Source organism: Kyrpidia spormannii (assembly GCF_002804065.1).
Classification (GTDB): Bacteria; Bacillota; Bacilli; order Kyrpidiales; family Kyrpidiaceae; genus Kyrpidia; species Kyrpidia spormannii.
On sequence record NZ_CP024955.1, the window covers coordinates 2,985,519 to 3,008,269 of the forward strand.

At 61.3% G+C, this 22,751-nt stretch carries 24 protein-coding genes; 4 read left to right on the forward strand and 20 right to left on the reverse strand.

Translation table 11 applies throughout. From position 1 onward, the window contains the following. Positions 1–23: 23 nt before the first annotated feature. From CVV65_RS14685 to flgM, 9 genes are all read right to left on the reverse strand, one after another. Positions 24–395: a DUF8042 domain-containing protein gene (locus tag CVV65_RS14685; RefSeq protein WP_100668770.1), complete on the reverse strand. Its 372-nt coding sequence runs from the start codon at positions 393–395 to the stop codon at positions 24–26. Positions 396–597: 202 nt separating this feature from the next. Next, positions 598–2,010 (reverse strand): flagellin N-terminal helical domain-containing protein, encoded by a 1,413-nt coding sequence (locus CVV65_RS14690; protein WP_100668771.1) that lies wholly within the window; start codon positions 2,008–2,010, stop codon positions 598–600. Between the two features lie 257 nt (positions 2,011–2,267). After that, complete coding sequence (gene csrA / locus CVV65_RS14695; RefSeq protein ID WP_100668772.1) at positions 2,268–2,537, reverse strand: carbon storage regulator CsrA; 270 nt, start codon at positions 2,535–2,537, stop codon at positions 2,268–2,270. Then, the gene (gene fliW, locus CVV65_RS14700) at positions 2,537–2,977 is read right to left on the reverse strand and encodes a flagellar assembly protein FliW (RefSeq protein WP_157935543.1); all 441 of its coding nucleotides are present in this window, start codon (positions 2,975–2,977) and stop codon (positions 2,537–2,539) included. The genes csrA and fliW overlap by 1 nt, the downstream gene beginning before the upstream one ends. A gap of 213 nt (positions 2,978–3,190) precedes the next feature. Continuing rightward, on the reverse strand, positions 3,191–3,769 hold the full coding sequence (locus CVV65_RS14705) for a DUF6470 family protein (protein ID WP_100668774.1): 579 nt from the start codon (positions 3,767–3,769) through the stop codon (positions 3,191–3,193). A gap of 215 nt (positions 3,770–3,984) precedes the next feature. Then, positions 3,985–4,875 carry a flagellar hook-associated protein FlgL gene (gene flgL, locus CVV65_RS14710; RefSeq protein WP_100668775.1) on the reverse strand — a complete coding sequence of 297 codons (891 nt, stop codon included), beginning with the start codon at positions 4,873–4,875 and terminating at the stop codon, positions 3,985–3,987. 480 nt (positions 4,876–5,355) lie between these two features. Continuing rightward, positions 5,356–6,981, reverse strand: coding sequence for a flagellar hook-associated protein FlgK (flgK, locus tag CVV65_RS14715; protein WP_198592051.1), 1,626 nt, complete (start codon positions 6,979–6,981; stop codon positions 5,356–5,358). A gap of 13 nt (positions 6,982–6,994) precedes the next feature. Continuing rightward, positions 6,995–7,594, reverse strand: coding sequence for a flagellar protein FlgN (locus tag CVV65_RS14720; RefSeq protein WP_100668777.1), 600 nt, complete (start codon positions 7,592–7,594; stop codon positions 6,995–6,997). After that, positions 7,591–8,166 carry a flagellar biosynthesis anti-sigma factor FlgM gene (flgM, locus tag CVV65_RS14725; protein ID WP_157935544.1) on the reverse strand — a complete coding sequence of 192 codons (576 nt, stop codon included), beginning with the start codon at positions 8,164–8,166 and terminating at the stop codon, positions 7,591–7,593. Before flgM ends, CVV65_RS14720 begins: the two co-directional genes overlap by 4 nt. A 288-nt stretch (positions 8,167–8,454) precedes the next feature. Between flgM and CVV65_RS14730 the strand changes: the two genes are divergently transcribed. The 3 genes from CVV65_RS14730 (at position 8,455) to CVV65_RS14740 (ending at position 10,861) form a co-directional block, all read left to right on the forward strand. Beyond that, positions 8,455–9,012, forward strand: a complete 558-nt coding sequence (locus tag CVV65_RS14730) for a Uma2 family endonuclease (RefSeq protein WP_100668779.1) — start codon at positions 8,455–8,457, stop codon at positions 9,010–9,012. A gap of 62 nt (positions 9,013–9,074) precedes the next feature. Next, on the forward strand, positions 9,075–10,334 hold the full coding sequence (locus CVV65_RS14735) for an HD domain-containing protein (RefSeq protein ID WP_100668780.1): 1,260 nt from the start codon (positions 9,075–9,077) through the stop codon (positions 10,332–10,334). Continuing rightward, complete coding sequence (locus CVV65_RS14740; protein ID WP_133121322.1) at positions 10,331–10,861, forward strand: hypothetical protein; 531 nt, start codon at positions 10,331–10,333, stop codon at positions 10,859–10,861. The genes CVV65_RS14735 and CVV65_RS14740 overlap by 4 nt, the downstream gene beginning before the upstream one ends. A 175-nt stretch (positions 10,862–11,036) precedes the next feature. Here the strand turns inward: CVV65_RS14740 and CVV65_RS14745 are convergent, their stop codons facing one another. Next, positions 11,037–11,546, reverse strand: a complete 510-nt coding sequence (locus tag CVV65_RS14745) for a TIGR03826 family flagellar region protein (protein WP_133121323.1) — start codon at positions 11,544–11,546, stop codon at positions 11,037–11,039. Beyond that, entirely contained in the window at positions 11,543–12,706 is a 1,164-nt protein-coding gene (locus tag CVV65_RS14750; RefSeq protein WP_133121324.1) for a GerAB/ArcD/ProY family transporter, read from the reverse strand. Before CVV65_RS14750 ends, CVV65_RS14745 begins: the two co-directional genes overlap by 4 nt. A gap of 313 nt (positions 12,707–13,019) precedes the next feature. On the opposite strand from CVV65_RS14750, the gene CVV65_RS14755 reads away from it, so the two are divergent. Further along, a complete protein-coding gene (locus CVV65_RS14755) occupies positions 13,020–14,930 on the forward strand; it encodes an APC family permease (RefSeq protein ID WP_100668784.1) in 1,911 nt (636 codons plus the stop codon). 68 nt (positions 14,931–14,998) lie between these two features. On the opposite strand, the gene CVV65_RS14760 is transcribed toward CVV65_RS14755, so the two are convergent. From CVV65_RS14760 to CVV65_RS14795, 9 genes are all read right to left on the reverse strand, one after another. After that, a complete protein-coding gene (locus CVV65_RS14760; RefSeq protein ID WP_133121325.1) occupies positions 14,999–15,199 on the reverse strand; it encodes a hypothetical protein in 201 nt (66 codons plus the stop codon). Positions 15,200–15,438: 239 nt separating this feature from the next. Next, positions 15,439–16,236, reverse strand: coding sequence for a ComF family protein (locus tag CVV65_RS16610; protein WP_133121326.1), 798 nt, complete (start codon positions 16,234–16,236; stop codon positions 15,439–15,441). Positions 16,237–16,306: 70 nt separating this feature from the next. After that, entirely contained in the window at positions 16,307–17,206 is a 900-nt protein-coding gene (locus tag CVV65_RS14770) for an RNA-guided endonuclease InsQ/TnpB family protein (protein WP_198592052.1), read from the reverse strand. Further along, entirely contained in the window at positions 17,115–17,609 is a 495-nt protein-coding gene (locus CVV65_RS16995) for a helix-turn-helix domain-containing protein (protein ID WP_198592053.1), read from the reverse strand. Before CVV65_RS16995 ends, CVV65_RS14770 begins: the two co-directional genes overlap by 92 nt. Then, entirely contained in the window at positions 17,606–18,184 is a 579-nt protein-coding gene (locus CVV65_RS14775; protein WP_100668787.1) for an IS607 family transposase, read from the reverse strand. Before CVV65_RS14775 ends, CVV65_RS16995 begins: the two co-directional genes overlap by 4 nt. Before the next feature lie 149 nt (positions 18,185–18,333). Beyond that, positions 18,334–19,215 carry a DegV family protein gene (locus CVV65_RS14780; protein WP_100668788.1) on the reverse strand — a complete coding sequence of 294 codons (882 nt, stop codon included), beginning with the start codon at positions 19,213–19,215 and terminating at the stop codon, positions 18,334–18,336. A gap of 82 nt (positions 19,216–19,297) precedes the next feature. Next, a complete protein-coding gene (recD2, locus tag CVV65_RS14785) occupies positions 19,298–21,574 on the reverse strand; it encodes an SF1B family DNA helicase RecD2 (RefSeq protein WP_100668789.1) in 2,277 nt (758 codons plus the stop codon). A gap of 239 nt (positions 21,575–21,813) precedes the next feature. Next, positions 21,814–22,059: an alpha/beta-type small acid-soluble spore protein gene (locus CVV65_RS14790; protein WP_013076908.1), complete on the reverse strand. Its 246-nt coding sequence runs from the start codon at positions 22,057–22,059 to the stop codon at positions 21,814–21,816. 114 nt (positions 22,060–22,173) lie between these two features. Next, complete coding sequence (locus CVV65_RS14795) at positions 22,174–22,740, reverse strand: glycosyltransferase (RefSeq protein ID WP_100668790.1); 567 nt, start codon at positions 22,738–22,740, stop codon at positions 22,174–22,176. Positions 22,741–22,751: the final 11 nt, after the last annotated feature.

Genomic DNA, 22,751 nt, shown 5'->3' on the forward strand with positions numbered 1-22,751 from the left:
CTCAACCTGGCGACCCGATTGTCTCAGCAAACGGTATACGGCTGCAATACCTTGTCGATCTGGTCTTTCCATAGTTTGTAATCCGGAAGTAATTTGTCCTCCAAATGGAAGACGAGTCCCAAGTCGTTCCGGTGCTCATAAAAATCCACCATGGACTCGATGGTGTTCCAGATCGCCAACATGTACGACTCAAGTCGATCCGCATAGGTAAGGCGGGGAAGAAACGGCTTCAAAGCCTCATCCATGGAATGAACTGCCTCCACCACATCTGCAAAAAGGTAAGCCGTACTCTCGACATTTCCTTCATTCAACCCTTTTTGAATGTGTTCAAGAGCCTCCAAGCACGTGTCCGACAATTCCAATAACCTCTGCGCCACCAGCCTGTACTTTTCCATGGCAGGACCTCCTCAGATTCAAGGGAAAGCGTTCACGACCGAAGTAACCAGGCACCAAAACCTGAATCCCCGCCGCAGACATTTCCCGTGAACCTCAAGAGATCGCCGCCACATACCGATCCACCTCGTTGCATCCCTATCCCGGGCGCCGAAAGGCGCCGTCCGATGCGAACGGCGCCTTGTCCTCGAAACGCCCCATGGGTTACCGCAGCAGTTGCAGCACCAACTGCGGCTGTTGGTTCGCCTGGGCCAACATCGCGGTCGCGGCCTGTTGGAGGATGTTGTTCTTGGTGAAGTTCATCATTTCTTGAGCCATGTCCACATCCCGAATACGAGATTCGGCCGATGTGATGTTTTGGGAAGACGTGCTCAGGTTGTTGATCGTATGCTCCAAACGATTTTGATATGCCCCGAGCTTCGCACGCTCGGTGGAAACCATTTGCGTCGCATTGTCAATAGCTGTAATCGCAGCTTCGGCGCCCGCTTGAGTCGTCACATCGATATTGTCGATTCCCAAGCTGGTCGTATCCATTTTACTTACTGCGACTTTCATGGTCTGGTTCTCGTTCGCACCGATGTGCATAGTCAGGGCGTTGTTTGTCGTCGTGATTGTCGTAGTTGTGCCTGCGGCAGCTAAGGCAGTGTCCACCGTCATATTAAACTGGAATCCGCCGGCTTGGAAATTGCTATCGGTAATTTTCAAGCTGGCAGCGCTTTTATATACCGTTGCATTTGAAGAATTGGTGATAGTAAAATCACCTGCAGCTGCATAAGTTGCATTGAGGTTAAAGGTCATGGTGCCCGCTTGTGGAGTAGCACCTTTTTTGATGGTGAACGTTGTTGATACACCATTTACTGAACCTTTAAGAGTTGCGTCTGCTGATGTGGGATCCCACCCTGTTGCACTTGCAACCGTGACACCATTCTTATCTTGTAGTGTGAGATCATAAGTTCCGGCTGTTGCACCTTGTGTCACCGTAAGCGTATAGTCGCCCAATGCCAAGCCACTGACTTTCGTCGTATCAGTAAAGTCAAAATTAGCAGCCGTTAGTCCCGTCGTATTTGTTTTAATATCCGCTCCAACAGTTGCGGCAGCAACATTCTTAACTGTATAAGTATCTGCAGCAAGATTTGCATCGACGACCTGAACAGATTTTAACTTCAGGTTATCATTCGATAAAACGGCGCTGTTCCCAATGGTTCCGTCCAGCAAATTCTTGGTATTAAATTGCGTTGTCGTCGATATTCTGTTGATTTCCGATTTCAGTTGGGTAATTTCCTGCTGAATGGCATTACGGTCTTCCTGTGTATTGGTATCGTTGGACGCTTGCACAGCCAGTTCACGCATGCGTTGAAGAATGCTCGATGTTTCGTTCAGTGCCCCTTCAGCGGTCTGAATCAAAGAGATGCCGTCCTGGGCGTTGCGGGTTGCCTGATCCAGACCACTGATTTGCCCCCGCATCTTCTCGCTAATGGCGAGACCCGCCGCGTCATCGCCCGCCCGGTTGATCCGGTAGCCGGAAGACAGTTTTTCCAAAGACTTTTGGGTCTCGGTGTTGTTGATGGACAGTTGCCGCCACGCATTAAGCGCAGCCAAGTTGTGATTGATGATCATCTTGCGTTACCCTCCCTAGTGGTGTGTATCCGGCGGCGTCCGTGCCTGCCGGTGACCGATCCGCCGTCGGCCGCCGGCGGAGTCCGGTCACTTTATATAATCGGACGCGGAGGCCCCTTGTTTAACTCCGAGTTTGATCTTTGAGTCGGCGTTTTACCCGGTGGGCGCCAACGTCCGGCCGCTGGCGGCGAACATCGCCTCGAATAGGATTCGGAGAGCGGATTTCCGCTCTGAACACGCCTTTCCATCGCCCGCCTTCATCCCTCGTCGTTGGGACCCGGATCACCCGGGCGAGGGGGGCCAGCGGTATCTAACGCCCCAAAGAGCCGGTCCAGGGCGTCCCGGCTCTGGGCCGCCCGGCGGTTTTCCTCCAGGATCTGTTCAAACACTTCCTCCCGGTGGACGGCGACCGAACGGGGCGCGGCGATCCCGAGGCGCACCACCTCGCCCCGGACTTCCAGGACCACCACCCGCACGTCCTCGCCTATGACAATGGCTTCTCCGGCACGCCGGCTGAGGACCAGCATCAGACTCCGACCGCCTCGGGCCGGTGGGGAAACAGGGGATGGCGTAGGCTGTGGGGGGACTCCGTCGGCACCCACTGCACCCCCCGGCGATGCCGCATGTCTACCACCAAAGGCGCCCGGAGGTTGACCGTCGCCTCCCGGGGATCCTCCGGCACCCGGACAATGGCCAGCACCATCACATCTTCCTGTTTGGCCCCGGGGAGCAGATCATCGGGCACCTCGATTTCATAGTCGGGCACGATCAGAAAGGGATCGACCACGAGAAAGGCCGGCTCTCCCTCCTCCCCGATCAGGCGAAACCATCTTTCGTGGTCCGGAATCGTTTGCAACACAAAGGCACGCACGTCCGGAAAACCGGGAATGCCTCCCTCAAAGCGAATCAGCGGCACGTCAGCCGCCGAGCCGCCGGTCCGGCTCGATCCCGCTGTGGTGGCATTCATGCCGTTCCCCCTCCTTGTCCAGATCTGGGTTCCCATCCTCGCCCCCGCGACAAGAAACGTACAACGCAACAGAGACCAGCCAGCACGCGATCCGAACACGAGCGGCCAAAGCCGCAGCAACCGAAACAGAGCTCAGGCGGCCAGGGCCAGCGGACGCGACGACCGGCAACTATCTGAGGCGACAAAGGCCAACGGGCTCGGGGTCCGAAAGATCTAGCCCCGCCCATCCACCAACAGCCCCGGCAGGAGCGGCGGGGTTACGGTTACGGACGCGTATTGGCGCGTGTACACCTGGACGGCGCCGGGGCTGAAACTCACCTCCGGAGGATGGACGGCCGGATCCAGAGCCACCCGGCCCGGCTGCACCTGGATCTCCGCCCGCCCGGGTTCGTACCGGATATGTACCGAGAAGGGCTGGGGCACCAGGGCCGGGATCCAGTCGGACGGCCCGGTCACATCGCGCCAGGTCCAGTCGGCGATGGGATTGCCGCTCCTCTCAATGTGTGCAAATCGGTCCCCCCACCGGGCCGTCTCGGCGATGGCGTCAAAATTGATCTGGCGGGCCCGGGCGGCCTCGCTTCGGGTAAGGTCGAAGATCGACATCAGCCCCTCCTGGGCGAACGCCTCTCTCTGATCGACTTCCAGCGTGCCGGGAATCTGCTGGATCTCCACCCAGGGTTGTTCTTGGCGCAGGTTCAACTCCGCTGAAGGGCTGGAAATCCGCCATTGGGCCTGGTCGGTGCGGAGGCCGATCTGAGCAAACTGTTGATGGATCTGAATTTGCGAGATCACAAACCGTCCCCCTTGATGACACGGACTGTCCCGTATTGGAAACGGCCGGACCTTCGGTGACCCCAGCGGACCCATGCAGTGTCTCACGGGCTGTTCAATACAATGTGTCATCCATGGCCAAAACCCAATGGGACGTTCTTTGGAGCAGCCTGTATGCGTGACGCTACTGAAGCGCCTTATGACGAAGTGACGTTGCAAAGCATCCTATCCGCGTCCTACTTCAAAAAATCCACCAAGCTCGGCATCAGCACCCGTGCCCCGACGGCCAAAGACGCCATGTGGACATTTTCCGCCGTTTTCAGGTCGATGGCCAGTTTCCCCATGTCGGCATCCTCGGTCTTCGAGAGCAGACCCTGTAAATTCTGCACCATGTCCGCCAGGCGATTTTGTGCCAGATCCACCCGGTTCGACCGTGCGCCCACGTCGGCCCGCACCTCCAGCATCTTGCTGTAGCGCGAGTCGATTTTGCCCAGGGCATCCTCGATCTTCGTCGTATCGTTGTTGTTCAGCCCGTCCCGGAGCTGCTTCAGGACGGCGAACACATTGTCCGCCTCGCTGGGGGCTCCGAAAAAGCGACTGCCGGGCACATTGACGTCCAAGTGCACCCCGTCCCCGATGTCGTAAAGCACCTGGCCGTTGTTGGTGGCCGAATTCTCCGGGTTCGCCGAATCATAAGGCGGCGTAGTGGTCGCCTGACCGTTGAAAATATATTTCCCATTATACTGGGAGTTCCCGATGGTCACCATCTGCTGGAGCAGTTGGTCCACCTCGGAGGCCAGGGCCTGTCGGGCGTCCGGCGGCACCGTGTCCGACGCCCCCTGCACCGCCAAGTCCCGGGCCCGCTTGATCACGTCCCCGGCTTGGTTCATGGCGGTGTCGGTGTAATCGAGCCAGCCCTTGGCCATGTCTGCATTCTGCTGATACTGTCCGTAGTAGGCAACCTGGGCCTTGTAGCGCATGGCGAACCCCACACCGACGGGATCGTCCGCCGGCCGGTTGATCCGCTTGCCCGAAGCCGCCTCGTCCTGGAGCCGGCTCAGGCGGCGATAATTGTTCTGCAAATCAAGCAAAAATTGCTGGGTGAGCATGCCTTGGGTCACCCGCATGCCATGTTCCTCCTTCCCCGCTTCGGCGGGATTGTGGGACCAACTTCGGCTTGGAGCCCGGCGCTGTCCGGCTCTCGGGGCGCGGAGTCATTCCGGTGCCCGGAGCACACGGCGTTTCGGGCGTCCACGGCCGCCCCGTCATTGCCGAGGCATCCACGACGCCGAACCCGGTTCCCGAGAACCGGCGCGGTCCCAAGGTGGTGGGCGTCCCCGGAGACGCGATGGACCCGGGAGACCCACGCCAAGGACGCGATGTTGGGTCAGGTATCCACGGGGCGGCCCCCGAAGGCCCGGCGCGACGGGTCCTCCCGGGGACTGGCCCCCGCAATCACGCCGGTGCTGGCGGAGCCCGACTCGTCCCCGTAGACGCGCCGGAGGACACGGGGGTAATACCGGGAGCTACTGGTGCCAAGTGCACGTCATCCCCGTGCCAAGAACACGTCACCGGGGTGCCCGCCTGTCACCAGGCTGCCCTGGCCGCTACAGCCCCACCACCCCGGTGCCGTTAATCAGCTTGTCCAGCATCTGGTCGATGGCCGTCACCATCCGGGCCGAGGCCCCGTAGGCCTGTTGGAACCGGATCATGTTCGCCATCTCCTCGTCAATGGATACCCCGGAGACCGACTGACGTTTGCCGTCGAGCTGCTGCACCAGGACCTCCTGGTTGGCCACCTGGCGCTCGGCCTCCTGGCTCTGCACCCCGAGGCCGCCGATCACCGCCTGAAAATAATCGTCCAACGTGCCGTTGGTCAAGGGGGTGGCCACACCGAGCCCGGTGTAATCAATCTTCGCGTCCTTGATGTTGTTGACGGCGATCGCCAGAGCCCCGTCGCCGGCCAGGCCCGTCAGCGGATCGGTGCCGCTCTGGGGGGCGGTGGTCAGGGCCGAGGCGATGTTCCCCACGTCACTCACGATATTCGGCGCCACCGCAATGGTTGCTGCGGTGATCGGGCCGCCGTTCGGATCCGTCGACACAAAAAAATCGCCCCCGGGCCCGTTCAGGGAGTACCCCAGTCGGTGCAGGCCGTTCAGTCCGTTCACGGTCACCGTGGCCCCCTTGGGGATCGTGGCCACCTGGGTGCCGTCCGCCAGAGTGGTGGTGATCAGGTCCGCCGGCACCTGGTCCCCTTGTTTGAACTGACGCCCATCCGCCAGGGTGACATCCACGGGGAAAGTCGGGGCGGCACCGCCCGAGCCGACCAAGGTCCAGTCCCCTGGCAGTTTGATCGTCATCTTCCCGTTCGCCAGACCGTTGGCAAAGGCATCCAATTGAGCGCGATAAGAGGCCACATCCTGCCGTGCCTCAAGCAGACCTTTGAGTTCGCCGCCCCCAACGGTGAGGTTGTTTGGATCCAGGGCCGTGACGGTGCTGTTCTGGAGTACCGTCTGCCCGCCGATGGTGAGTGTATAGGTACCGCCCGACTCGGTGGCCTGGACATCCGCCAACTGCGACAACTGATCCACCAAATGGTCCCGCTGGTCCAACAGATCGTTGGGCTGGTCGCCCACCTGGCGGATCTCGGCGATCTGATTGTTCAGGGCCGCGATCTGGTTAAGGTAAGAATTGACCTCGGTGACCTTCGCCTGAAGGCTCCGCTGGATGTCGGCGTCCAGATCGGACAATTGCTTGGCCGTCTGGTTCAACGTCTGGGCCACCGCAATCCCCGTTTGCTTGACCTGCATCCGGGCGGCGAGGTCGTCCGAATTGGGGCCCAGCTTGCCCCAGGCATTCCAAAAATTCTGCATCACCGTGGCCAGGCCCGAATCCGACGGCTCGTTCAGAATCGCGGAAATTTTGTCCAAGGCATCCTGACGCACATTCCATTCCCCGAGATACTGATTCTGGTGGCGGTACTGATCGTCCAAAAATTGATCCCGCAGCCGGGTGATCTGCTCCACCTGCACCCCGGTGCCGATTTGCCCGGGCGTCGCCGTTTTGTACAGAGACGGCATCTCGATGGGCGTGGAGGCGGCCAAATCCACCCGTTGCCGGGTGTAACCCGGGGTGTTGGCATTGTCGATATTATGGCTGGTGGTGTTGATAGCCGCCTGCTGGCCCCGCAGTCCCCGCACGGCCGTTTCCAATCCGAAGAATGTCCACAGCAACAGTGATTCCCCCTCACGCCCGGGTATCGAACAGCCGCGCCCCGCCCTGCGGCATTCCGCTCTTGGGCGGCACCGGTGCTCCGACGGGACCCCCTGCCGGGCCGGGGCCGTAGGCGGACGCGCCGGCAGAGCCGCCCGCCGCATCAGGGCCGTAGGCCCGCACACCGTCAGGCGGACTGTACACTCCGACATCCTGCGCCGCGGTGATCACGTCGATCATCTGGCGCACGTAGGTCAGGGACTGCTCGGTCAGGGCCCGGTTCTGGCCGTTCACCCGCTCAAGCTCCGTCAGCACCCGGTCGAATTCACCGGCGATCTCCTCCATCCGCCGACGGGTGCCCAGGTCGACCCGCTCGGCCACCGTCGACAACCGAAGCTCCTCGGGCCGGACGCCCCACTGCTCGGCCAGCGCTTCCCCGATCTCCAGCCGGCGGCGCTCGTGGGCGGCAATCCGCTTCATCCGCTCATCCATGGCCCGCACAATCCGATCGAGAGCCTCCATATCCCCGGCGACCAGCGCCTCCCGCTGACGCTGGCCATCCTCCACAAGACCCTGGTACTCCTTGAGCAGATCCTCCACCGCCTGCACGAGATGTTGTACCTTCTCATTCATCCCGCCCCGCCCCCTTCCCGATCCGCAGCCGCGGGTCCGGCGCCGGGCACGGCTTTCGGGCTATCCCCGGAAGGTATCGTGGGGTCAGCGGGCGCTCCCCCAGGCAGCCGGCCAGCCAGCGGGCCATCCCCGGAGCCAAGGGGTAGACCGGTCCCATGGCCGGGCACCTGTCCCGAGAAGCGTGAGAGCCCCGGGCCGTCCTTCCTATCCCGACTCAGCCGACGGGCGGCCGTCACCCAGTCCAGCATTCGGTCGGCCAAACGCCCGGGGTCCACCTGATACGTGCCCGCGGCGATCTGTTCCTTGAGCCGGGCGACTCGTTCCTCCCGGCTCTCCCCCGCCGGCGCTGCCTGGGACGTGCCACCTGCCGGACCGGCTCCACCCGCCACCCGGCGATCCACCGTAGAACCGATCTCCGGCGCCCCGGCCAAGGCCCGGGCGGCCTCGGAGATAGCCACCTCGTCCCCTCCCCCGGGGGCGGGTCCCCGCTCTCCCGGCCCGGCCGGGGTCCGGCGGTTCCGCCACGTTTCGTAAACCTGTTGCCAGCCCGGCAAATTCCCGTCTATGCGCATGGTGAATCTCCCCTCGGCTCTCATCTGTCGCGCCGTGCGTCTGCTCCCGCCCCAGCCGCCCCAAGCACCCTGACACCGGCGGCCGCCGGCTCACCCCCCGAAGTGGGTCCGTCGCACCGACTCCTTTATCATAAAGATCGGCCGGGCCGGCACGATGTTAAGATCCCAGGGCGATCCCGGCCAAACGAGAGGTGCGACTGACCTGCACGAATTTTCGTTGTTTCCCTGGCGAGACTTGCGCTATACTGGGCCCAGAACGGTGAAATTCTCCTTCGGGCGGGATGAAGGTTGCCAAGACCCAACGCCAGCGGCTCCGGCCGCTACACCTACGAAGATTACCAAACGTGGGATGGCGAGGAACGGTGGGAGCTGATCGACGGTGTCCCTTACCTCCTGCCGAGTCCCAGCACGGAGCACCAGGAGATTTTGATGCAACTGTCGGTCGAAATCGGCGGATATCTGCGGGGCAAGGCGTGTCGTGCCTTCGCCGCGCCCATGGACCTGACTTTCTCTCCGGATTCCAAAACGAAAGACGTGGTGCAGCCCGATCTTTTCGTGATTTGTGACCCGGCGCCGCCCGGCCCCCGGGTGATCGGCACGCCCGTATGGATCATCGAAATCCTGTCTCCCTCCACGGCGGCGAATGATCTCATCCGCAAAATGAACCTGTACCAGAGGGCCGGGGTGAGGGAGTATTGGATCGTCGATCCCATGGAAAATCGCATCCACGTCTACCTCCACGACGGCACCGTCCTCCGCTGGCAGAGGGAATATCAGCCCGGTGACACCCTGGCACCTTCGATGTTTAGCGACCTCGTGATCCGAGTCGACCAGGTTTTTGGATAGGAGGCCGCTTGGGAGACCTTGAATGAATAATAACGCAGCCGATAGAAAATGAGGGATCCAATATGCCATATGAGCCGAAGTTTGAAATCCGAGACCCGATCCACGGCTTTATCGAGCTCAGCCGAAGTGAACTGCGGATTGTGGACAGTGCCCCTTTTCAACGATTGCGGCGAATTCATCAACTTGGGACCACTTACCTTGTTTATCCAACAGCAGAACACACACGCTTTACCCATTCCCTTGGCGTCATGCAGATGTCAACCCGCATATTTGATCGACTCGTAAATAAACACCACACGGAATTGAACTGGACGAAACAACAAATCATGAAATACCGACAAATGCTTCGACTGACAGCATTGTTGCACGATATTGGCCATGCACCGTTCTCTCACACATCAGATGGTATTTTCCCGGCGGACCTCAATCACGAAATGATGGGCGCAAAGATTATTTGTGAAACGCCAATTGGGGACATCGTTGACGAAATCGGCAAGCCATTTGAATTCGGCAGACAACACATAGCTGACATGATTACCCAGGGATTGCCCGAAAAGGATTATCGTTTACTCCGAGATCTTTTAATCGGTGAACTTGATGCTGATAAGATGGACTACCTGTTAAGAGACTCAATATCACTAGGTGTCGAATACGGAAAATTTGATCTGCCGAGAATCCTGCAAACCTTGTGCTTGTTCCCCCATGAGAGGACGTGGAGGCTGGGTGTCGAGGAAGGAGGGGTACAAGCTGTTGAGGGATTGGTAATGGCAAGATATTACATGTTCGTGCAAATTTATTTTCACAAAACTCGTCGGGTCTATGACAAAATGATGGAGCGCTTTTTGCAAGACCTTCTGCCAAACGACCGAAAAACACTACCCGATAACGTGGAGGAGTATTTGAACTGGGATGATATACGCGTTTTGGAGCGTGCGAAAGAGCATCCGTCGCCATGGGGGCGGCGGATTCTAAACCGGGAACACTTTGTGTTAGCGTATCAAGCACCTGCCCGCCGACCTCTAAGCTCCCAAGAAACCAAACGGCTCAAGGAATTGCTTCTTGACATCGAACAGACGTTTGGATATAATCAAGTCATAGCCGACTTCGCCTCCAAGACTCCTATCAAATTCGAACATGAAGAGGAACCTACGATATGGGTTGTAACTTCCAATGACGACGAACCGGAACCCTTTCAAGACGTCGCTCGCATTGTTAGTAAAATCGACGAACCGATCCTGTATGCTAGGATCTATTGTGAGCGCGGACTAAAAAACGACGTGCACAAATTTTCCAAGCGCAAATTCAAGATGGAATGGGAGTGACAATGATGGGATTGGGTGCACTCGCAGCATATGTCACCATGCGACAAGGCCAAATTAAAGGGAAAAAAGCCTTTCAAAAGATTTTCTACTTTTTAACATCATCCGGCATTCCAACCGGCCTTACGTTTCGTATTTATCACTACGGTCCCTACTCATCTGCTCTGGATTATGAAATGGATAACATCCATATGCAAGGGGCCATCACCATGGAACAGGAACAGAATGGAAGATTTCAGGCCTGGACCATTCAACCGGGCCCGCAAGCCCAGGATATAATTGCCGAAGACCAGATCGTAAAAGAATATAAGTCCAAGATTGACGATCTGCTCAGCATTTTGCCGGATGACCCGAAAACCCTAGAATTATGGTCAACGACCCACTTTGTCATTGTGTCGAAAAAGAGATATGGCAAAAATGCGGACCCGGAATCTGTAATAAAGACCGTTCAAGAGATTAAAGGAGATAAATTCTCACTTGACGAAATCCGCAACGCTTATGACGAATTGATGGATCATCAACTGATTTGAGAATTATGACCGAGTTTTACAAGATGCAATCCCAAAACAGGTCAAAGAGTTAGATGAGCAGGCCAGAAGGTGTCCAGCCCTTATTCTCTCACACCCTTTCTAAACGGCCCAACCATGCCCCATTCACCCTTCCATCGGAGTGGGATCTCCCCCCCACTCCCTCCACCTCCGAACCCTACGACCGCTTCGTCCAGCCCGGGCGGGTGTGAAACTTGCCGTCATCGTCCTTCTTAACCTGCGCAAACCCCTTGGCCAACTCGGCGGTACACCGGTCACAGAACCGCCCGCTGGTGATCTCGCGGCCGCATCGCTCGCAAGGATAGCGCATATTCCCCCCGCTCACCACCGTGAGGCGACCTTCCCGCAAAAACTGCAGCACCAAATCGGGATCAACCCCTGTGGCCTCGGAAACTTCGACGATCGTCGCCCCCCGGTGCTGCGACACGTACTCCCGCACTTTCTGATAGAGCTCTTCTTCCTCCCGCCGGCAAGCCGGGCAAACCTGCTCCCGGCCCACCTTTTGATAAATCCGCCCGCACCGCTTGCAGTTGGCAAAATCCACGCCGCGCACCCCCCCGCCGCAACCGCGCCGGGCCTCCGACCCGGCCCACATCCTTATTGTAAAAATTTCGTCCCGCCCCCGGTAGTCTCCTGCACCGCGATCCCGCCCCGCGCCGCGTCTCACCCCGCTGCGCTCCGCCCCAACCACCGGCCGAAGCCCCGGCGGACCCCTTGCACAACCACCGCCGCCACGGGCAGCCCTACGCCGCCCGCCATCGAGAACCCCCAGCCATCATTGATGATCTCGTACCGCATGTTAATACCGCTGGAGAACAACATCAAGCTCCCCGCCCATACCAGAATCGCCCCGGGGACAACCACAGACCGGTGGTGGCGAAGGCCCGCCCACTGGCTGATTGCAGTGGCCAGGGTGTAATGAAGCACCGATACTTTTAGAAACATCGTCGCCAAGATGCCGATCACATAGATGGCATCCAGCCGCTCCAAAAAATCCGCCACCCTCAGGGCTCGAACCACTTCCAGGGTCGGATAATGCACGTGCTGCCGGGAGTCGCCGAGAATCGTCGTCACCACCGTCTCCGCCAGGAGCCCGGCCACACTGATGGCCACCACCGCCACCCACAGGGGCCGATAAATCCTCCCCCCCGCCACCGCCGGGCGAATTTGAACCACCGTCATGAGTTCCACACCATACAGCCAGGGCACCACCGTCGCCCGGAGCACCGGGTCGAGGCCATCCGCCAACACCGGCTGCACATGGTGAAAATCCGCATACTGCAAAGAAAAAAGAGACAGGGCCATCACAAGCACCACCCCGACCGGGGTAATGATCTCCCCCATCCGTCCCACCGCCTCAAGCCCTTGGGTTACGGCATAAACCACCGGAATAAAAAAGAGCCCGGCCATGACGTACCCCGGGGTGTCGGACAAAAGCGTATCCGTGAGAAACAGCACCATTTGACGAATGGCCGTGGCCTCAGTGACATACAGCCAAACCAACGACCCCAAACCCACCGCCCGACCGAACCAGGGGCCAAAAACCGTGAAATAGCCTTCCATCATCGTCTGGCCCGGGAACATGCGCCGAAACCCCATGATGACGAGAACCACGACCGCACCCCCGATAAAGAAAAAGGGGCCCGTCAACCAGGCGTCCCGCACGACGAAGCGGCTGATGGCAAACGGGAGAAAAAGAATCCCGGTGCCCAGCACCAGCCAAATCATCAAAAAGGACAATTGCAATTCCGATAACTGCTGTTTTACCGCCTTCCACCTGCCTTGCCCTTCGGCACGTCTGCGCCGCTCTAGCCGACCGGGACACATCTGGTCACATGCAGTGTGCGCGAATTCGGCCGCCAATATGAAACCGAAGAACTGTTTGATCGGCCAAATTTCCCCCCGTCCAACCCTCCCCCTTTTGCCGGGGGCCGGGCCGCAGTATACTTCGGAGGTAAAGGTGAGGGCCGGCTTCAGCCCGCCGGTTTCTTGCCTTGGTGTTTCGGCATTCTGAATCCGTCGTCGAAAGGGGGCGAAGGCCCTGGTCGAGAACCCGGCGGGCGGCTCGCGGACCAAACAATGAAAGCCGCGCCCCAACAGGAAGCGGACCGTGATCCCGGAAACTCGATCAGGTGCGGTTATGCTGGCCTCTTTGGAACCCTGGCTTCACCCGGTGCTCATCGTCCTGGCGCTTCTTGCCATCGGTTTTGCGATCTTGAATTTTGGCGCCGTCAAGCGCATCCTGATCGGGCGCCCCATGCGCACCCGGGAGCTTTACGCCCAACACACCAAACTGTTGTGGTACGTGGCTTTGCCGGTCCTGGCAGCAGACTTGTACTCATCGGTAGCCTACGGCCCGGAGGCGGGCATGACGGAGCTCGCCGGCCTCGGGGATTCGGCCAAATGGCTGATTCTCCCCATCACCGCGGCCACGGTGTCTCTGCTCGTCATCCTGATCACCTCCTACATCATGGGCATCATGGCGTATCCCGACGGAGGCGGCGCCTATGCCATCGCGAAAGATAATTTTCGCCGGCCCTGGGCATCCCTGGTGGCGGCCAGCGCCCTCCTGGTGGATTACGTGCTCACCGTCGCCGTCTCCGTATCCGCCGGGATTCAGGCCGTGTCCTCCGCCTACCCCCAGGTGATTCCTTATGAAACGACCCTCTCCATCCTGTGCATTTTGATCATCCTCCTCGTGAATTTGCGCGGGGTGGCGGAATCGGCGTCGATTTTTGCCTGGCCGACAATCCTGTTCATGATCAGCATGATGACCTTGATCTTCGCGGGATTTGTCAATGAGGCCCATCACGGGTTCCACCAGGCCGTGACGCCCCCTCTGGGCGTGCTGCCCGCCGGGCTGACCCTGCTGCTCGCCCTCAAAGCGTTCAGTTCGGCGTCTTCGGCGTTGACGGGGATCGAGACCATCTCCAACTCTGTGCCGGTTTTCCGGGAGCCCCATCAGAAAAACGCCATCAAAGCGTACATCGGTCTCGGGGTCATCACCGGGATCACCTTGCTGGGTTTTGCCTGGCACCTGTATGTCCAGGGCATCTCGGTGAACCCGAACAACACCATGCTCTCCCAGCTGGCGGGGTTGTATTTTGGCCACGGGGTGGTTTATCAGGTGATCATTTGGTCGACCTTCATCGTCCTCATCCTCGCCGCCAACTCCACCTTTACGGGTTTCCCCCAATTGGCGGCTTTGGTGGCGGCGGACGGCTTCCTCCCCCGAGCGCTGACCATCCGGGGCGACCGGCTGGGCTACTCCAACGGCATGCTGGTGCTGGCGGCCCTGGCCTCGTTGCTGATCGAAGTGTTTCACGCCGAGACCAACGCCCTCATCCCCCTGTACGCCATCGGGGTGTTCCTGTCCTTCACCGTGGCCCAGGCGGGCCTTGTGCGACGGTGGCTGCGGCTTCGCCAGGGGATTTGGCCCGTAAAATTGGCGATCAACGCGGTGGGGGCCGGGGTGACGGCTCTGGTGGCCATCATTTTCGCCGTGACCAAATTCACGGACGGGGCGTGGATTGTGATCGTGGTGCTGCCCCTCTTGGTCGCCCTGTCGGCGGCGGTGCACCGCCATTATGAGCAAATCGGCCGGGAGCTCGCCATCGACCTGGCGGAGGAACGCCCGGAAACCCATTCGGTGATCTCCATCGTGTTGGTGTCCGGGGTCCATCGGGTGGTCCTGAACACCCTGTCCTTCGCCCAAAGCATTCACACAAACGTGATCGCGGTTTATGTGGGGTTTGACGAGGAGTCCATCGAGAGGATGAAAAAACAGTGGGAGGCGTGGGGCTCGCCGTGCAAGCTGTATACGCTGAAGAGCGAGTACCGATCTCTTCTCCGGCCGTTGTCCCTGTTCATCGGCACTTTGGAGAGGATCGAGGGCGGGCCGGACCGGGTGCATGTGATCGTCCCCCAGTTCATCCCGAGGCGGTGGTGGCACAATGCTCTCCACAACCAGACGGCGCTCCTGATCCGATTGTGGCTGATGCGCAACCGGGATGTGGTGGTGACCACGGTGCCGTACCATTTGCACCAATAGAGAACTTGAGGGATGCGACGGGAGGCGCCCATGCCTGCGCAAAAAATGGGCCTCCGCAAGGCCCGGGTTCATTCTTCGTCTGTTTCCAGATCCCGATAAGCGAAGACCACCAAAGCGTTGAATTCCCGGCGGTCCTTAACCAGGGAAACTGAAATGGGGTCCGCCCGCTCGGCGTCTTGGGTCAGCTGGATCTGGCTCTTGATGTGGGCCAGGGTCGGCCCCTGAAACATCTCCACAAACGTGCGGCGCGTGTTTAGGCCTGAGGCCACCGCCTCCACCTCCGAACAGTGAGGAATGCTCCTCAATCGCTCAGTGTATGCGAGCGGTCGGTCCGGGTTGCCAGTCCATTGGCAAACACGGCCCGTCCCACCGCCGCCCGCCTTTTTCATGTTGCCACAGAAATGCCGCGACGTCTATGGCTCGAAAGGCGGAATTTTGCGCAAGCAATTCGTGAAAAACCGCCGACCTCGCCTCCCTCCAGCCGTGGCCGCGCTCCTTGTTCCAGACTTTACCTGGCGATGACCAGCCCGTACACCTCCCGGGCACCCCCGGCCCGGAGCACCCGGGTGCAGGCCTGCGCCGTGGCCCCGGTGGTGAGGACGTCGTCCACCAGCACCACCGCCCGCTCCCGAATCTCCGCAGCCTCCGGGGAGAGGGCAAAGCGGCCCTCCAAAGCGGTGAGCCGCTCCCGGCGTCCCCGGGTCGCCTGGCTCCGAAGCTCACCCCGGCGCTCCAGGGCTGGCACCGCCGCTCGGCCCACGGCCCTCCCAAGCCCCTTTGCCACCCGCTCCACATGGTTCCAACCGAGAGCCCTCCTCTTTTCCGGGTGCATGGGCACGGGCACGATCAGTGCGTCTGGCGGCGGATTCAGGTCCCGCCACGCCACCGCCAGCATCCCCGCCAAAAGCTCCAGCGGACCGCCGTCCCGTTGGAATTTCACCCGATGAATCGCCTCCCGCAGGGCTCCCCGATATGCCCCGTAGGCGCAAACCCGGCGCAGACCCAAGGGGTGTCGGAGGCAGTCTCGACACAGCCCCGGAGCCGGCGTGCTCCTGGCGCACCCCGGGCAGTGGGGCGGATGATGACGAAGGATGAGTTGCCCGGCACAGCGGTCACAGGCGGTGGCCAAACGGGGCCTGTCCAACTCTGGAAGTCCTACAGGGACCAGATTCCCCCGGCGGCCACAAAAAGGACACCCAGGAGGCGGCGGCCAAAGTGGATCAAACCACGTCCGCAGGCGGCCACCGATCCCCGGGGCTTTCCGTTCCCCCCCGCCCCCCGACTCCCCACCAAACCACTGGTCCACCCTCAAACCTCCTTCCCGCGCCGAACCTCCGCCACGAGTACAACCGTTACTTGAAACATATACATCTGTTTCAAGTACCCGTCCCTTGCGGGACAGGGGCGCCGGTCTTACCCAGTTGCCTAGTGCCGGCTTCCCGTTTCATCGAAGACCGCCCGGTCAAGTCGGGTCTTACATCCTCTCGACGGGCGTTTTTCGTCTCCGGTCCACTCCCGGCGACGGCGGCCGCAAGAGCCGCCAGATTCCGCGCCGCATTCTCGTCCCGGTCCATCACCGTCCCGCATACGTCACATTGGTACACCCGTTCCCAAAGCGGAAGGATTTCCTTGATCGCCCCACACCTGGAGCAGGTCTTGGAACTGGGATACATCCTGGAGGCCTGGACGAGACGGGACCCGTACCACTCGCATTTATACTGCAACTGCCGTCTCAACTCCGCCAGCCCCGCGTCGTAGATCGCCCGGGACAATCGCCGGTTCCGCCCCATCCCCGCCACATTCAGGTCTTCCACCACGACGGTGCCGAACGTGGTCGCCAGCCGGTGAGTCAGCTTGTGCATGGCGTCCAAGCGAATTCTCGCCACCCTCGCGTGGGCCCGGTTCAGACGCCGACGGGTATCCTCCCAGTGTCGGCTTCTGCGTTTTCGCCGGACCAACTCCCGGTTCAACCGCGCGATCTTTCGCAATGCCTTGCGCAAGGGTTGCGGGTTCGGCACCTTCTCCCCCGTGGACAGGACCGCCAGGTGTTTCAGCCCGGCGTCCACTCCCACCACGTCCCGGGGGCGCTCCGGCCGCCCGGCGTCCCGCTCCACTTCGCAGGTGAAACTCACAAACCACCGCCCGCCTTCCCGGGAGACGGTCGCCGACAGAATCCGCACCCGGTCACTTTGCACCCGTTCCAAGAGCGCCGTGGTCATCTCGTGCGTTCTCACCCGCCCGATCCGGGGCAAAACGACGTGGCTTTTGTCGTCCACCCGGATCACCTCCCGTCGTGAACCGCACCGATTCCCGACCCCGGCCCTTCTTCCGGAACTTCGGAAACCCCACCCGACGCCCCTTCCGCTTCCCGGACCGGCTGTCGAAAAACGCCTTCAGCCCCCGGGCCAGGCCGTCCAGCCCAGCCGAGTACGCTTCCTTGGAATTCTCCCGCCACCACGGGGCGACTTGTTCCTTCTGCCGGTTCCACTCCCTCCGAAGGGCGGCAAGGGTCCACGGCACTTCGACGTCTTCGCCTCGTCCTCTGGCCTCCAATCGCTCTTTTACCAATGCCAGCCCCCAGTTAAAGGCAAACCGCCGGGCTCCGGTGTGGGAGGCCAGCATCCTCTCCTGATGCGGCGAAGGATCGAGCGCAAAGCGGTACGCCTGAAGCACCTTCATGATTCGTTCCCATCCTTTTTTGCGGCGGTCACAGCCCGCAAAGCCCGATTCCGTGCTCCCCGTCGGCCGTACAATCGGGTGCAGAACGATGTCAAGACCTCGATCATGTCCCGGACCAGATCGTCGCGGGTCTCCCCGGAATCCACCACCACGATGTGACGGCCCTGAGCAGCCAGTGCAGATTCCAGGTACTCCACGCCAAACCTCGCCAGTCGATCCCGGTGTTCCACAATGATGGTCGTCACCCGCGCATCCGCCAAAATACGCCGGAGCTTTGGACGTTTCCCGTTCATCCCCGATCCGACCTCCGTCACCACCTCGTCCACGGCGAGGTTTCGCTCGGTTGCCCACCGGGTGATTCGAGACACTTGCCTGTCCAAGTCACTCCTCTGGTCGTGAGAGGACACCCGGGCATACACGACCGTCCGGCCGCCTTCACGGGTCGGAGGAACATCCACCAGGATCGTACCGGATTCGGTCTGACGGGCGGGTACAGGCAGCTTGCCGTCTTTCCACCAACGCCAAGCGGTCATGCAGGAGATTCCTTGTTGCCTAGCCCAATCGGAGAGTTTCATGAGACGATTGTACAACAGAAATATATGTTCGTCTATAGATGTTTACAAAATTCCGGGCTGTTGATCACCCCATTGACGAAGCCTCCCCGCCTTGCACCGGGTGGTAAACCGTTGATGAGCCCCGAGCCATGTCGCCGGGGTGACGCGGCTTACCCTTGCGCCGGATAATGAAGCAACGCCAAGACTCCCGGGCCCACGTGGGCCCCGAGCACCGGGCCGAGCTCCCGCACCGGGACGGGCTGCTCCGCGGCCATGCCCTCCACCCTTTGACGTAGGGCTTCAGCGTCCGCCTCACGATCCGAATGGATGACGCAGATATTCTGAGGCCCTTCCGCCACCGCTTCTTCCACCCGCTCCAGGATCCGCTCCACCGCCCGGCGGTGGGTCCGCACTTTCTCCGCCACGGCCAGCCGTCCTTCCTCCAGGGTGAGAATAGGTTTCACCTGAAGCATCGTTCCCATCAGCGCCTGGGCCGCCCCCAGCCGCCCGCTGCGGTGTAGATAATTCAGATCGTCTACGACAAAATACGCCCGCAACTGCCCCGCCAGGGTTTCAAGGCGCTTGGCGCACTCCTGCGGAGACCGGCCCGCCTTTGCCATCTTCAGGGCTTCCACCGCCAGCACCTCCATCCCGTAGGAGGCGAATCGGGAATCCACCACCGCGACGAGGCCGGAGACCTGGGACGCCGCCGTCCGGGCCGCCTGGGCCGTCCCGCTCAGCGCACTGGAGAGCACGATGCACACTACCCCCGTGTACTCTTCCAGTAGCCGGGAAAATACGTCAACGAACTCCCCCACCGGTGGCTGGGAGGTGGTGGGGGGAGGAGCCCCCTGTTTCAACCTGGCATAAAACTCTCTGGTCGCAAGGTCCACGCCCTCCCGATAAGCCTTGTCGCCGATAATGACCGTCAGTGGGACCACCGTGAGGCCACGGGCCTGGACCCGATCCTCCGGGATTCCCGCCGTGGAATCCACCACCACGGCAAAAGAAGGCTTCTGACCATGAACACCGCCCATTACCACGCGCACCATCTCCCGTCCGTCTCCACGTGTGACCGCAGCCGGGCAGACCCGCCCGGACCGCCTCTTCGCTCAAGCCAAACACCACCCTATTTTAACCGCCGGGGATTAAATCCTCCACTTCCCCCCGCAGGCGGGCGGCGAGAAGGGTCGAACGGCTGTGCCCGCGCACCCGGGCGATAGCCCGTTGGAGCGCCCGGCGGTCCCCCAGGAGCACCACCAATCGTTTCGCCCGGGTGACCGCCGTGTACAGCAGCGCCCGCTCCAGGACCACCGTATGGGCGGGCACGACGGGGATCACCACGGCGTCGTATTCGCTCCCTTGGCTTTTGTGCACCGAAAGGGCATAAGCGAGCTGCAGATCGTCCCACTCCCCATCCCGATACAACACCCGGCGAGGGCCGGCGGGATCCGGGTATTCCACCGTCATGTCCCGTTCCTCGGGGTCGATCTCCACCACCCGGCCCACATCCCCGTTAAACACTTCTTTTTGATAATCATTGCGGACCTGCATCACCCGATCCCCCAGGCGAAAAACCTTGCCCCCCGCCTGGACTTCGGGCTTATCCGGCCCCGGAGGATTCACCTCGCCCTGAAGGCGGGGATTCAATCCCTCCACCCCGAGCGGCCCCCGCCTCATGGGGGTCAGGACCTGAATTTCCCCGTCCCCGCCGATAAATGTCGGCAAACGCCGGACATATAGGGACACCACTTCCCGCGCCAACGCCTCGGGGTCCCGGCGTTCCAACCAGAACCAATCCCCTTCCGGCGACCGGAGTTCGGGCAACTGCCCTTCGAGAATCCGATATGCGTTGCGCACGATACCGCTTTCCGAAGCCTGGCGAAACACCCGGGTCAACCGCACCACCCGGGCCAAGCCCGAGGCGATGATGTCCTCCAGCACCTGGCCGGGCCCCACCGAGGGCAACTGGTGCGCGTCCCCCACCAGGATCAGTCGGGTGCCCGGGACCAAAGCCCGGAGAAGGGCATAGAGGAGGAGCGTATCCATCATGGAGCACTCGTCCACCACCACGGCATCCGCCTCGATGGGCCGGGATTCGTGGCGCTGGAACCGCAATCCCCGGCCTTCCACGTGGCCCGCCTCAAGGAGGCGGTGAAGGGTCTTGGCAGGCCGCTCGGTGCTCTCCTCCAAGCGCTTCGCCGCCCGGCCGGTGGGGGCGGCGAGTTCCACCTTCCGGCCCTGCTCCTCCAAGCGCCTGAGGATTTCCCGCAGGACCGTGGTCTTGCCCGTGCCAGGACCGCCGGTGATCACCACCAGAGGAGCCTCGGCCGCCGCCCGCACCGCTTCGAACTGTTCTGGAGTCAAAATAACATCCCGGCCACCCTCGGGTGAATCGAACGGAGCGGGCGAATCGGACGACGCGGTCCGGCAACCTTCCGGTCCTGGGGACGTGCCGTCCTCCTTATCGGCGGCAGGCGAGGTCTCCTTCGGCCCGAGCGGGCCCGCCTCGGTAGCCGACCAAAGGGTCATGGCCGTCAACCGTTGGGCCGCCCCCCGTTCCGCGTGGTAATAAACGGCCGGAGAATAGTAAACCCCGCCTCTCTCCCCGGTGACCACGCTCCCGTAGACCCGCCGCCGGGCGATCAGGTCGGCCATCGCCCCCTTTACCGCGTCCGGCGGAGATTCCAACAGCCGCACCGACCGCTCCACCAATCGGTCTTCCGGCAGACAGGTGTGCCCTTCCTCCGCCCCTTGCATCAACACATACAAGACCCCCGCCTGCAAGCGCCCGGGATCGTCCCGGGCAATCCCCACCTCCCGGGCAATGCGGTCCGCCGTCGCAAAGCCAATACCCCACACCTCCTCGGCCAGCCGATACGGCGTTTGTTGCACCACCGCCAGGGCATCGTGCCCAAACGTCCGCCAAATCCGCCCGGCCAGCCCCGGCCCCACGCCCTTATCCTGCAAAAACATCATCAGGTCCCGCATCTGCCGGTGTTCCCGGTATCCATCCGCGATCTGCTCCGCCTTCCGGGCCCCGATCCCCTCCACTTCCCGAAGCCGTCCGGGCTCGTCCTCGATCACCCTCAAAATGTCTTGTCCAAAATGATCCACCAGCCGTTCGGCAGTTTTCGGCCCCACCCCGCGAATCAATCCTCCGCCGAGGAATCGAATCAACCCCTCCCGGCTGTTGGGAGCAAGACTTACCACGTGAAGACAATCCAACTGGGCCCCGAATCGGGGGTGATGTTTCCACCGCCCGGTCAACCGCAGTCGTTCTCCAGCCCGCACCTGCTGTCGGGCCACCGCCGTGACTTCCGGACCACCGTTTTCCGGCCGCAGGACAAACACCGTGAATCGGCCGTCCTCCGACGCGTAGGTCACCCGCTCCACCACACCGACCACCATTTCCAACCGTTTCTCCGACCTTTCCCTTGCCGCCGGCCGCGCTTTTCCCTGTCTTCACGTCCTGTTCGCCTCTTGGCTCAATTCTACACCGGCCGTCGGTTCTCCTTCCGCACCCCGGGGCGGGCGAAAAAAAACGGGCGGTCACCGTCGATCGGTGTTCCCGCCCTGACTCGCCCTACCTGTCCGTCGCTCCGGGTTTTGTTCAGGATCCCCGGGCACTTTCCATCCCTGTGACTCCGTTAAGCCTGAGGAGTACGACCAGCCCCCGCTCCGCCGTAGTTGGCCAGCTGCTGCTCGGCCAACGCCACCAGCTTACGGGTCATGTTCCCCCCGATCGCCCCCGTATCCCGGGTCAACATCGTCCCCCAGTAGCCGTCCTGGGGCACCTGAATTCCGAGTTCCTGGGCCACCTCGTACTTGAACTGATCAAGGGCTCGGCCGGCCTGAGGAACTACGGGGGTATTCCGCTTTTGGCCACGCGCCATCTGCTCTCCCCCCTTTCGCTGTTGGGTATTTGGTAGTCTCTTCAGAACCCGGGGGTTTATGCGCAGACGCGCAGCAAAATTCCCGGCCGACCTTCCCCCGCCCTCTGCAAAATCTCAAAACATGTGCCGTTCCCGCTCCCCCGTCCCCGCCGCCTCGGCCCGGCGCGCCCCGGCCTCGGGCCCAAGCCCATACAGCGCCCGAAGGGTTGGCATGACCGTCTCCAAGCCGGCTCCACTCCGCAGATCAAACCCGACCCACCGCCTGGGCGCCGGGGGCGCAGCTCCGGCCCGCGACGGAAGGGGCAGACCGACGGCTGCCCCCCACCCCGCGGAGCCTCCCGTCACCCCGGGCAAGACCGCACCGACCCCCGGCGCTCTTCCGGCTGTAACCGGATAGGCTTCGAGCCACGTCTCCCGCTCCGCCAATCGCTCCACAATCGCCATGGTGTCATCTACCGATCCATCGTCCACCACGACCACCCGCAATCCCGGAACCGCCACCGCCACCTCGGCGGCAATCCGCCTCAGTAAGCCCTCGATAAACGACTCGGCGTTCCGGACCACCAGGGTCACGTCCGTGGGCGGAAACACCGGCCGCCGATAGCTCAAAAGGCCAAATATATGCCAGACCGCGCTAATGAAACCATAAACGGAAAATATCCACAATAATACGGCCAACATGCGGCAGCACC